The sequence below is a fragment of the Bradyrhizobium sp. Arg816 genome (assembly GCF_029989365.1).
In the GTDB taxonomy this organism is placed as follows: Bacteria; Pseudomonadota; Alphaproteobacteria; order Rhizobiales; family Xanthobacteraceae; genus Bradyrhizobium.
Genome location: NZ_JAPRAQ010000041.1, coordinates 1 through 12,190, shown reverse-complemented (window position 1 = coordinate 12,190; position 12,190 = coordinate 1). Strand labels below are relative to the sequence as shown.

General features: G+C 57.6%; 8 protein-coding genes. 6 read left to right on the top strand and 2 right to left on the bottom strand.

Annotated elements, in window-relative coordinates; translation table 11 throughout:
• Positions 1-44 precede the first annotated feature (44 nt).
• Positions 45-770: an outer membrane protein gene (locus tag OWC48_RS43925; protein ID WP_282525603.1), complete on the top strand. Its 726-nt coding sequence runs from the start codon at positions 45-47 to the stop codon at positions 768-770.
• Positions 771-1,125: 355 nt separating this feature from the next.
• On the opposite strand, the gene OWC48_RS43920 is transcribed toward OWC48_RS43925, so the two are convergent.
• A complete protein-coding gene (locus tag OWC48_RS43920; protein WP_282525628.1) occupies positions 1,126-1,851 on the bottom strand; it encodes a LuxR family transcriptional regulator in 726 nt (241 codons plus the stop codon).
• Positions 1,852-3,193: 1,342 nt separating this feature from the next.
• On the opposite strand from OWC48_RS43920, the gene OWC48_RS43915 reads away from it, so the two are divergent.
• From OWC48_RS43915 to hemN, 3 genes are all read left to right on the top strand, one after another.
• A complete protein-coding gene (locus OWC48_RS43915; protein WP_282525602.1) occupies positions 3,194-3,910 on the top strand; it encodes a sulfite exporter TauE/SafE family protein in 717 nt (238 codons plus the stop codon).
• Between the two features lie 600 nt (positions 3,911-4,510).
• Complete coding sequence (locus tag OWC48_RS43910) at positions 4,511-4,663, top strand: hypothetical protein (RefSeq protein WP_282525601.1); 153 nt, start codon at positions 4,511-4,513, stop codon at positions 4,661-4,663.
• 1,209 nt (positions 4,664-5,872) lie between these two features.
• Positions 5,873-7,210, top strand: a complete 1,338-nt coding sequence (hemN, locus tag OWC48_RS43905; RefSeq protein WP_282525600.1) for an oxygen-independent coproporphyrinogen III oxidase — start codon at positions 5,873-5,875, stop codon at positions 7,208-7,210.
• Positions 7,211-7,620: 410 nt separating this feature from the next.
• Here hemN and OWC48_RS43900 read toward each other — a convergent pair whose 3' ends face one another.
• Positions 7,621-8,139: a hypothetical protein gene (locus OWC48_RS43900; RefSeq protein WP_282525599.1), complete on the bottom strand. Its 519-nt coding sequence runs from the start codon at positions 8,137-8,139 to the stop codon at positions 7,621-7,623.
• 406 nt (positions 8,140-8,545) lie between these two features.
• Here OWC48_RS43900 and OWC48_RS43895 point away from each other — a divergent pair, with 406 nt between their 5' ends.
• Both OWC48_RS43895 and OWC48_RS43890 read left to right on the top strand, forming a co-directional pair.
• The gene (locus tag OWC48_RS43895) at positions 8,546-8,971 is read left to right on the top strand and encodes a hypothetical protein (RefSeq protein ID WP_282525598.1); all 426 of its coding nucleotides are present in this window, start codon (positions 8,546-8,548) and stop codon (positions 8,969-8,971) included.
• 458 nt (positions 8,972-9,429) lie between these two features.
• A complete protein-coding gene (locus OWC48_RS43890) occupies positions 9,430-10,719 on the top strand; it encodes a carbohydrate porin (protein WP_282525597.1) in 1,290 nt (429 codons plus the stop codon).
• The last annotated feature ends 1,471 nt before the right edge of the window (positions 10,720-12,190 follow it).

Here is a 12,190-nt window from a genome sequence, read left to right as displayed (position 1 = left end):
GTTAAACGCACGGCACCGGGGGGCATCGAAAGGAACGAACTCGAATGAAGAATTTTCTGATTCTGACCGCAAGCATCGGCGCACTCAGTGCGGCCGCTCCGGCATTCGGCACGGACTTGGCCGGACAGCCCGTCAACGTCAAGGCGCCACCGCTGCCGGTCGCAGCCCCGATTATCGACTGGTCCGGCTACTATATCGGTGTCAATGGCGGTTGGGGAACGAGCCACAATTGCTGGGACTTCAATGGCGTCACTTCCGAGGGCTGCCATAATTCGACTGGCGGGACCATTGGCGGCCAGATTGGCTATCGTTGGCAGATCTTCAACATGGTCTACGGCATCGAAGGTCAGGGCAACTGGGCCGACTTCAGCGGCTCCAATGTCAGCACCGCCTTTCCGGCAAACACCGTTGGCACCACGACAGACGCATTCGGTCTACTCACGGGACATATCGGCTACGCGTTCAATGCCGTCCTACTTTACGGAAAGGGTGGTGCTGCGGTGACCAGCAACAACTATCACCTCAATTCGGTAGCTTCGCGCACCGAGCTTGCCAACAGCAATGATGTGCGTTGGGGTGGCGTTCTGGGGGCCGGTGCCGAAGTCAGCCTCACGCCGAACTGGTCAGCTGGCGTCGAGTATAACCACTTGTTCATGCAGCGCAGCAACATAAGCTTCCCAGGGTTTCTCGGCACGGACCGCGCCCACCAGGACATCGATCTCATCACGGCACGGCTCAATTACAAGTTTGGCTCGCCCTTTGCCAAATAGAGACCTCCACGCGGTTGCGTGAATCGGAACCCCGACCCCGGTCGGGGTTCTTCCCTCAGCTGCTCCTCTCCCTGCCGGCCCCCCAATCCAGTTCCGAAGCACCAGGTGCGAGCTCGTCCGACACTGGATCCAGAGGCTGGCTGGAGTGTGGCCGAGATGCCGCCAACACACTGGGGAAACAGGTCAGCCGATTCGACAATTCATCGATCTCATGAAGTCCCACAACCTCACGCAGCGTGAGATAGCGGGCTTGCTCCAAGGAGCGTCGTATCTGCGAGCTCGCCGAAGGCGCCACGCTCAACATGCCAGAAGCTGGAAGCCCACGATTTGGCTGTTAGTGCCCCGTTCTCAAAATTCAAAGAACATTTAGGCGAATAGCCATAGCGACCGCTTGAATTCGGCTGGTCGCACCCAACTTGCGCGTCGCGTTCTTGACATGAAAGTTGACTGTATTGTCGCTGATTCCCAGGATCTTCCCAATTTCCCATGACGATTTCCCCTCTGCCACCCACCGCATGCAACTGAGCTCTCGCTTCGATAATGCCACTTTTCTTTCGCAACCATTATCGCAGGGACGAGCGATGTCGCCATAGGCGGTGTGAAACTGCCAAGCCAGCGCGTTGAGATGACCGATGCGGTCCTGAGGATCAGCATCGTCGAACGCAGATGCAAACGACACCACAGATATCCGACCCAACGGGCCAAACAACGGCACGCTCATGCCATTTTTCAGCCCCGCCTCTCTCGCCTCGTCCAGCACGCGTCTTTCGTCCGGTTGAAGCTGATAGTGGTCGGCGAGTTGATCCCACAAAAAAGGCCGCGAAAGCATCGGCGTCCGCCGGACCACCGGATCGATAGTATGGTACTTGCGCTTGAAGTATCGGTCGCACCAGTCTGGCGGCCACTTCACAGCCACAGTCGGGGGTGGATACTCCGCCAGCCGAAGTGGCTCAACGAAGTTGAGAGCGCCGTATGCGACTTCACTGAAGCCTTCCTTGGTGGCACAGCCTACAAGAAGCTCAAATAGCGCTCTGAGTGAATGAGTCTGGTTAGCGCATTCGGTGAAGCTAAAGAGGTCCATGATGGGCGCTTCAGTACGACGATCGAGCTCCCCGTCATCGTGTTCGATTGCGCTTGTTTCAGGCGGAGCCACATTCCAGTCCATGAGCTGAACTCGAGGGTTAATTATTCTTGCAGTCTAAGCGCTCGCGCTGTGCCGGGCGCCATTCGCAGAATTCGTTGCCCTGCCGCCAAATGCGCGGGCATGATCGCACAAACACTGGCGATAGCGCCATCATCCCTGCCTCCGAGGCTGAGCGGAAGTGATCGGTCCAGTTCGCCGATAGCGCACTGGCCAAATCGGAGATCATCGCCCGTCATCCGTGTGAAGGATTGTGCCATCGATACGAACCCAACGGTGTCCCGTTTGATGATGCCGGCACCGACAGAAGGTCCGCGGGTCCTGGACTAAGCTTCCAAACAGCTCCAGCGCTAGAGGCTTGGCTCTGTTGAGCTTGCATGGCGAGAAAACGCAGCCGAACGACGCTTTGGTTTGTCTCGAGGCCCAGCACGACGAGATCCTGGGCTCTGATCTGCGCGATACAGCTAAGCTCGAGCGGCTTGGCGGCGCGGGACTCGACGAGCGTCCTGTCAGCATCCATTCTCGGCTTAGAGACGAAGACAACAGGAGAGTCATGTCTTTTCCCAATCTTGCGAATTGCCATCGCTAACCGTTCGCCGATTCTCCGCCGTGCGACGGCGCCGGCGACGCGATCGATGAGCAACACGGAACAGTCGAGGCAGAAGCCATACTCCTCGCATCGTTGTGCGGCGTCTCATCGAATCCGTCCGGCAGGCTTGGCGCAAACGTGCCGAAAGGGGCCACCTTAAAGGCCCAACGAGAGATACTCGTAACCGCGAGATCTGCTTGATGCGGAGGACACTTTGCATGCGCTTCTCCAGCAGGGAGAGGACCCGCCGCCAGACTAGCAAGTGTCATACCAACTGTTGATTTCACCAAAATCAACCGTCGCAGAAAGGGCTTCGAACGCACACGGTTGGTTGCGACGTCGGAACCTCGAAGCATTTATGACATGCGGAGGAAAGGCGACAGTACTAGCGCGAGGCGCGGCACGAGGTGAGCTACAGCAAGAAATGCAGCTCACCTCGGCGGCCCCCACGAGTCCGCCCCCCCTTAGGGCCCAAACGCAGCCCTATCGCAGCCCAGTCAAGTACCAAGTCCGGCAATTGATGGGACGGTCCAAACACGGCACTGGTTAAGGATTGACTGCACCTCCGGCCAGCGATTCCGGCGAAGCGCTTAGATCGTCCCCAAGCAGAAACACAGTTAGACCGCACCTGATGCACGAATCATGATGGGCTCGGTGGAAAACGGCGAAGATCGTCGCCAAGGTCGGTGAATCATGGCTACTCTGCTCTTCGCGATCATCTCACTGCTCTATGCGAGCGTCGGCCAGGCGGGTGGCACTGCATTCGTCTCGCTAATGGCATTTTTGGGTATGTCATCGACAGAGATGCACCCGACGGCGCTTGGTCTCAACATTGTCGTCGCGACTTATTCTACGTGGCTCTTCAACCGCAACAAGGTCGTTGACTGGGCAATTCTGCGCCCGCTTCTCTTTTCGTCGATGCCAGCGTCGCTTGTCGGTGGCTTGATTGTGCTCGAAGACCACATGTACAAGACGCTGACGGGGCTTGTTCTTCTTCTGGCGAGCGCAGTGATGATCATGCAGCGGGGACAAACTGCCGATCGTGTTTGCGAAACTCCGCTCACGGCAAGCGTGAGCATTGGCGCGGCCCTTGGCCTGGTTTCGGGCCTGACCGGCGTGGGCGGCGGAGTGTTCCTCGCGCCGACGCTCATCACACTGAATTTGGCATCACCGAAGCAGACCGTCGCGTTATCACCGCCTTTTATTCTGGCCAATTCCACAGTCGGCTTCGTTGGAGCTCTTTTCAGCGGCCAATTTCCCTCTCCGGATTTGGCTTTTTACGCTATCTTCGCGCTGGCGGGTGCGGTCGCTGGAACGGTAGTCTGCCTGAACTGTCTGAACCCGGCAGGCATCAGATTTATCCTCGTGGCGATTATGCTCGTTGCCGGCGTCCAATTGGTTCTCGCTTGAAATTCTCAACTCCCATCTTTCGTGGGATCGGCAGGAGATCCAGCACGGTCAATCGGGGTGCAACATGATTGAGGCTGCAGCTTAAGTCTGGTCCGCGCGCCTTGCCTAACTCTGAAAGCCGCCAACGCGACCACGAAAAGTTGTCGGGTCGAGCGACGATGGGGCGGATCACCTCGTGCATCCCAGCTGATCGTCATGAGCCGAGCGGTCCGTACCTTGTCACATCCCGTTCGCGCTTCCCATTTGGCGGGAGGGGCAATGTTGGCGGGGCGCGCCAGCGGGATGAGGCGTACCTCCATCTCGTCTATGGCCTGCGCGGCCCTCTAATCTAGGGCGCAGTAACGCAGGAAGAAGAGCATCTGATGGGAGGCGATCGGGCACGCTCTCGCTACCCCTGCGGATCACGCCAGGGGGCGCATTCGACTTCCTCAAGAGGGGGGAGCCTGGAAGATCTACTCCAATGTAGAACTGCAACGTCGCGCAATCTCGTTTCCCATGCGTGTGTCGGTTACGTTCTCATGGAGAATGTAGGGAAGATGATGTGCTGAGCGCCAGAAAGTCGCAGGCAATTCGAGATGGCATGGATGCGAAGGCGTGGCAATGAGCCGCCTCGGCCACGAAGCCGTCAAAATGTCGCGCGTGCTGCCTTTGATCAGCCGCGTCACAATAGTCATCCTTTTATCGCTCCCCGATGAGTTCGATGCCTTCGGCGTTGTACAACAGAAGTTGGGTGGAGTGTCCACTTTCGACTGATCCAGCTGTTTGGCGGCAATCTCTTTGAGGCTTGGCTGGGCTCAGCTCTCATTCGCGCGAGACGAGCTCCAGGTTCGATTGGCCCACCGAACCACAAACTTCCTCGATCCGTTGTGAATGGACTGAAATGCCAGGATGGGAAGGCCATTTTCATGCAATGAACAGGCGCGAGATCTCCCAGCCCGCTCCTGCATGGACGGCTCCAGCTCGCAGCATCGAAAATATAGTGACGGGATGGTCGAGGCCTGACCAGGCGGTCTATGTGAAACTGAGAGCTGCAGGTTCATCGCACGATGCGACGCCAATGACGGCTAACGGAATAGATATGCGCGATCTGGCAGGAATCGATAGCTCCAAAGGCGATGTAAAAAAAAACAACCCAGTTGATGAAGCAGAATAGAAACTATTGCAGATCGTGTCTCGTCCGATGCATCTGGCCGGGTTTCGCCCAGCAAGACGTCCGAAGTCGTTGTGAGTTGGTGAGCTGCATCAGACAGCGACGAGACGCCGCCGAACCAAGGCGCCCCGACGCACTTCGCCGGGGGGCTGAAAGTGCGCTGGGGTCGCCCCAACATCATCAGTACATCCGTGATGATGCTTATGGCAGTGAGACAACCAGCGTGGCGGAATTGAGGCTTATGCGTTCGATACTAGGGATCAATAATTGTATTCGTCGGCTGCGCTAAAGGACGTGACTCGCACGTCGCGTCACGTTGTGCTATTGCGCTCCTTGCGCTCTCATCTAGCAAGCAACTTATCTTTCGTGTCACGCCGGCCTTGGAGGGAGGCATCCGTTGAACTCTGTGAGCAACCAAATCGGCTCTTGCTTGAAAACGCCGGTTTGAAGATGCAGCGGCAAGCTCGGCTGCTCCTGGTGAGACCTACAAGTCCATGTTTTCGTCGCAAAAATGACTGGCCGTCAGCCAATGCGAAACGACGTGCCCTCGGATGAGCGATTGATCGTTCGCGCGGCTCGTCGGGCACGTCTAGCCGCTTTAACCGTGCTCGCACGAGAAAATTCATATCCTAAACGTCCAGATAATCGCCAACGAGCGGCTCTCACTCCCTGCCCTGCCCCTAAGCTGCGTTGGCAGTAACATCGAAAACCGGACCAGATCTCAGAAACCACTCGCCGGGTTTGACATAACGCAAAGACACAAGAGAGGCCATCGGTCAGCTTCATGCTGTTTGAGCATGGAAAGTTAAGCCTTGCAGATCTCCCTCCTAAACAAGTATTGCGATGCTCGTCTGCCTTGGTACACCATCTATCCAACCGTACCGGATTTCTCCGCGATGGTCGGTGCCAAGACTTGTGAGACATGGCTGAGGCGGCTGCCGCCCGAGGAGCCCGTATCGCTCTACATCCACGTTCCGTTCTGTCGCTCTATATGTTGGTATTGCGGCTTCCCTACAAGCCTCACTCGCGGCGAGCGACCGATCCGCAATTACTTGGCGGCAGTGCGGGACGAGATAGGCTTGGTCGCAGAGCAAGCGCCGCGCGCTCTGCCGGTGTGCGACGTGCATTTCGGCGGAGGGACGCCGACCACCATTGCACCGAGCGATTTTCTCGCCTTGATGGAACTCCTGCGCCACTGCTTTGCATTCAGCAAATCAGCTTCCATCGCGATAGAAATCGATCCGCGTGGGGTCGCCGCCGAGATGGTCGAAATGTTACAAGCGGCCGGGATTAGCCGCGCGAGCATCGGCGTGCAAAGCTTCGATCCGGTGGTTCAAAGGTCGGTCAACCGCGTGCAGAGCGAGGTGCTGACAGCTTCTGTCGTCGAAAGTCTACGCCAGCATGGCATAAGCTGCATCAATTTCGACCTTCTCTTCGGACTGCCGCATCAGACGGTGCGGTCCTGCGTGGACTCCGCGCGGACGGCTCTGGCCATGCGGCCAGACCGGCTTGCGGTTTTCGGCTATGCTCACGTCCCCTCCTATATGAAACGTCAGCGCCAAATCGATGAGACGGCGCTGCCGGATAATGTCGCCCGCGCTGAGCAAGCCGCGGCTATTGCAGATACGCTGGTCTCGGCCGGCTACCGCCAGATCGGGCTCGACCATTTCGCCCTGCCCAATGATGAGCTCGCGCTGGCGCAGAAAGCTGGTCGGCTGCGCCGCAACTCCCTGGGTTATTCGGCTGATACCTGCAAAACCGTGATCGGCTTAGGTCCATCAGCCATCGGCCGTCTGCGCGACGGTTACGTCCAGAACGAGATTGCAACCGCTTCCTATCACCAACACATTCAGGCTGGCCGTCTGGCAACCTCAAAAGGCTACTGTCTCACCGCCGAAGATCGCCTCCGCGCCGCTATCATCGAGCGTCTGATGTGCGATTTGCAGGCCGACGTACCAACGATCTGTGCTGCTCACGGATTTGATCCGTTTCCTCTTCTCGATTCGGCCGAGCGCCTGGGAATGCTTGCCGAAGACGGGATAGTGGAGATTGAAGAGGGATTCATTCGGGTCAAGCAGGAGCACCGGTTTGTCATTCGCGCTGTTGCTGCCGCGTTCGACACTTATCTCGACCGCATCCCTATTAACTAAGCCACGCACGTGAGCAGATCCCAAACCTCCAAGTTCTTCGCGAGGGAGCGATCCGAAGTAGCGCCTCGGGCAGACAGGCCAGATTTCGAGAATGCCGCGTCGGTGTGATGGACACGAGCTTTCAGATATGGCCTCAAAACTGGCGAAGGCTGATTAAACGAGAGCTGATTAAAGGATTGGCGCGGCGGATTCCGCCGTTCAGGGCCACGGCTCGATCATGCGGGAAGTGCGCTGCCCCACCTCCCCTGGAGTGCTCTCGATGATAGTGACAGCCTCAGTGACATGCCGCTGGAGACGACGGCGCCCGCACAAGCTTCCGGTATTTTACGGCCGGAGGCAGCTTTGCGAAGCTACGGTCCCCCTCGTCGAGCACAGTTGGAGACTCGACCACGCCTGCAGTGTCTCAGACCTCAAGGCTTGGCTGTCTTCGGTCCGGCGATCACTGGCGCGCCTCCGACGGAGGCAGGTGCCTGTGGTTTGGACCGCCCGAAGCGTTTCCTGGCGACGCTCGAAACCGCCCGGGCTGGCGCCAAAGGAGGCTTGGAAGCAGCAGAGGGGACAGGTGTTAAACTCTGCAGCGAATCGATCCGCGAAGTCAGCATGGTGATCTGATCCAGGATCCCTTTTAGGTCATCCCGCTGGGCATTGATCCGGCTGTTGAGTACTGCGATCTCATCGCCAGTTTTCTGCTGTGCCCAGTTTATCTCAAACAAGGCTGCCCTGTCCTCCAGTGACAGGCTCATCGTCGAAGCGACGTCCCGGGCTTCCGGCGTCTCGACAAACGCTTCAAGGTTAGCCCAAAGCCAGACGCCAGCAGCACACGAGCTGACGAGGACAAGCGGGAGCACCAAAACCGGGAGAATGCGACTTGGCGGCCCGTGCAAGATCGGCCGCAAGTCTGAAGCGGCCGCTTGATCAATCATGTCCATTGTCCCTCGTTCAAGATCTCGATGCGATAGGCTGCGATGCTCACGCGCTCCAGGAGCTGCCAGCGTCGACAACAATCAATCTTGCCGAGCTTTCGATCGTCTGCCCTGCTCCTATGAAACGCTACTTCTTGAGCAACGCAACGCGACAATTTGCGCGTGTACTCCATGATAGCGTCACCAGCGAGCAATGGTACTCATCTTCGCCGGAGATGGTGCAGCATTTTCTCACCATTCAGAAGAACCGACGAGATTTTCTTACCGTGCCACGGCACGAATGCAAACCGTCCACTCATTCCTGCAGTGTTTTCGATGGAGCCCCGCCTCACGCCCCGCCGAGACCAGCAAACTTGCTCTGGGGGTCGTGCCACGTAAGCGCCACGGCTGATCGGCCGAGCGGCAATGCCGATTGGACCGGCAAGCACTGCACCTGGTCAACTACCAATTTCGGCAGATTGTTCGAGATGACGGGGACGTGGCAAGCGTGACCAACGAAAGCCGCGCACGTCAAGGATTCGGATGCAAGATAGGTTTTGCGGCGCTGACGGCAGCCGGCAAGCGCTCGCCGATACCCGCCAAAGCTGCTCGACGGCTGATTCCTTCGGTCTCCTGCGCCATCACGTCGGATGTTGTTGTGTGGTTGCCGCGCGCGCAAATTCGAAGGCTCTTCGGCCTTCAGGCCTGGCGATTGTCTCCTGTTTCGCTGATAACGATATTAATGAAGCGATTCGTGAAGCAAAGCCTCATGCACGGCGAGCCTTGCTTTCTGGTAGCTGCCGTTTCGCCCAGAAAGCCGCCTTCGATGCAGATGCGCGGCACCGCCAGACTCGCCTGACTCGCAGTGAGCGAGGTGGACATTCGCAATGTTTTGGTGGCCAGGACAGCAAGCCCCCGCGCGCTCGTCGTGAGCATTTGCCGAGCCATCGCTCTCCGCTGGCTCTCGGCGCGCCGGCGTCATGCACAGCAACGTTTCGGACCGGATCATCGTCGCGCCGCGAGGATTGCCTTCTTGCGACGACCTCGCCTCGGACATACTCGGCTACGGCAGCACTTTCTTTCAATTTCAGGCCAAGGGGAAAGCAATCTGGGCTTGTTATCGCATTTTTGCTAGCGGCTTGTCTGGTCGGCAATTCCGTACTGGCACAAACCGCGAGCCGACTTGATCCTAGTAACCACCCTGTGGATCAGACCAGCAAAAGAGGAAAGACTTCCGATCGGGCCGCAAAGCTCCCGATCGACCCGATCCGTCAGGCAATCCGCCCTCCTGCCCCGGCGCCAGCAGCAGGTCCCGGAGTGCCTTTCGAGAAGCGCGGCAATGCGGGCAAGGGTGCTCAGACGAGACAGCAAAAGACGATCGATCCCTTCGAAAGGTACGACAAGCTGCGTGAAAAAGGGTTGTGGCTCAACATACCTGGCCCTGCGGACACGATTGACCAGGACAAGCACGGCGTTAGATCGGCGCTGGCAGATGTCGGCATCGGCTACATCGGCTGGACACACAACATCTTTGTAAACAACCAGCTGCCGAATGCAGCCAGGAGCACTATCGCAAACCAGCTCTATATGGGCCAGAATCCGACCTTCGCGTCGGCAAACTTCATGATCGTCACCTACGATCTCAGCCGGTTTGGCATTGCCGACGGGCAGATTGTCGTAGGAGCCGAGCAGCAATACTGGACGTGGGATCGCCCGGGGCCAGATCGAGTGGGAATCAATACGCTCGCCTACTACCAGACTTTCTTCGAGAGGACAGTAGAACTCAAACTTGGCTACCTCAGAAACCAAAATGAGTTCACCGGCACATTGTTCGGAGGGATTACAGGATCGAACATGTCTGCCTTGTTCCAGGCAGGGATGAGCACCAATGCTGCGCCGACGCCGGCGGTCAACTTGAAGTACAATATTGACGATCGCTTGTACAACAAGGTCTCGGTCCAGCGCTCAATCAGTCCAGATGGTGCCTTTGCCCACATAACCGAGAATCCCACCGGCTTGAACTGGAGCACGGCCAATGCGGGCATCCTTCTCGTTGAAGAAGCCGGCTACAAGAGCAAGGCTGCTGCCGGCGTACCCGACACGTGGCTGCGGGCGGGCGTTGGTTTGAACAGTAGCCGCTACACGAATTTGGCGGATCCCAAGCAACAAAGGGAGAGCGGGAATAATTTTCATTACATCGCCGCCGACAGGCAGCTCTGGCAGAGTGACGCCCTTGGGTCGCCGTCTCGCGGCATCTACGGCGGCTTCTCCATCATGCTAGCTCCGCCTGTCCTCAACAGGATCGGCCAATATTACGAGCTTCGTCTTTATGCGAAAGGGCCTTTTGATAGCCGGCCCAGTGATCTGATTGCATTCGTTGCTAGCAACACGAGCTGGAGCAAATTTGCGGTGGATGCTGCCCTGACTAAAGGCCGGCTTGCGCATCGCGATACCACGGCAATCACCGGAACATATACCGCCCATCTTGCTCCGGGAATATATGCAGGCGTGGGACTATCATACATTCATAACCCCACAAGCATCACGCACACGCCCCAAACTGAACACGCGCTCAATCTGTTGGTATCTACGTTGGTATTCTTTTGATCATCAATAACGCCATTTTGGTTCCACCTTCTCGTGCAGCATGGGAGTTGAGTTGGCGGTCTAGTTGAAGGGACCGGCTGCATCTGCGCCAGACGAGCCCGTTGGGATCTAAGGGTGCGCCAGCTGTAAGAGCTTATGGACAAAAGATGTCGTTGGATCCCAGGGAGGGTGAGGCGGATTGTTCAGGAGAGCCTGGTCCCGAACGCGGTCATTTCCGAGGTTGGCCACCGCGAATAACTCTGCGCCGCGGAATCATAGCCAGGTCAGGTTCTCGAAAGCTTGCCCGACTAGGCAGACCTGTTCAGGTGATCCTGGAGGTGAGGTTAGCGTGGACCCGCAAGATTTTGACCCGTTTAACGTGCCAGCTTGGTCGCAGGTGCAGCACGACGTCTTGCAAGAGCCGCAGACGAGCCAGGCCGGGCAAGATGGCTTTGAGCAGCACTTGGCTGAGGCAAGGCAGGCCGAACCCGCGCCAGTCGGCGCTGGGGGCTCCTATCCCCATCTATCTACAGAAGACCGGGACCTTATCGACAGGGCGATTGCTCAATATACGGCTCAGAAGAACCCACAACCGAACACGGTCAAGCTTTATACTCAGGCACTTCGTCGACTGGCGAATGATCTCCGCGCCCGTGGCCAAACGACTGATCTAAGGGACCACTAGTCCCTGGTTAATCACCTAGATACTTACTTCCCGAAAGACGCCCTCATGAAGACAGGCGTAAGCGTCCTTCGAGCATATCATGATTCCGGTCATTTGTTTTCTCGCGGGCGACCGCGCGCGCTCTCCTCGGCGAAAGACGCCTCTAACGATGGCCAGCGATCCCAGGACGAGGCGACGGATCCAAGTGCCCGGAGCAATCTCCTGGCAAGCGAGGAGGTCACCATCAATCATGAACATGACGCAGCTCAATCGAGAGCAGCGAAAAGACAGCGGACGCTGAACGATCTGGAAACAGTTCTGGTATATCGGAAACCGAGCGCAAGCGCCGCTTCAGGAGGAAGTGGCGGAGCAATGCCGGTCGCCTCAACGGGCGTCATAATCCGGGGCAGTGGGACAGGCGGCCTCTTTATCCCGAGGATGCTGCCGATATCCTCAGGCTTGAGGAGGCGCTTATTGAGGGCGGGACGGCCGCCGTTACGGCGAAGCAGAATGCAGGTTGTCAATCGGCCCTTTAATTGCGGATTGATGTCAACTCTCTTTTTGAAGCCATACGGCAAGACGGTAGCGCTCGGCCCGTTGAAGCGGGTCGGGGTTGCAGAGACGGGGCGAGCGCGGCTGGTAGATCGATAGCCAGCTCAGTAGTATTGGTCGATTAGCCTTCACCTAAATCTCAACGATCCGCTGCCCGTCGCTGGGGTCATGGTCCTTATATGGACGCCTCCCGCTTGCCAAGTCTCGCTTAGAAGGGATGCCACACAGAATACGGCTGCAGTTTTATATCCGGCCTGTTTGTGCAGGGGGTTACCT

Bases quoted from the DNA above. Each gene is read 5' to 3' on its own strand.
- OWC48_RS43910 (WP_282525601.1), top strand. From the start codon at position 4,511: ATGAGCCGCCTCGGCCACGAAGCCGTCAAAATGTCGCGCGTGCTGCCT.
- OWC48_RS43925 (WP_282525603.1), top strand. From the start codon at position 45: ATGAAGAATTTTCTGATTCTGACCGCAAGCATCGGCGCACTCAGTGCG.
- OWC48_RS43915 (WP_282525602.1), top strand. From the start codon at position 3,194: ATGGCTACTCTGCTCTTCGCGATCATCTCACTGCTCTATGCGAGCGTC.
- OWC48_RS43900 (WP_282525599.1), bottom strand. From the start codon at position 8,139: ATGGACATGATTGATCAAGCGGCCGCTTCAGACTTGCGGCCGATCTTG.
- OWC48_RS43920 (WP_282525628.1), bottom strand. From the start codon at position 1,851: ATGGACCTCTTTAGCTTCACCGAATGCGCTAACCAGACTCATTCACTC.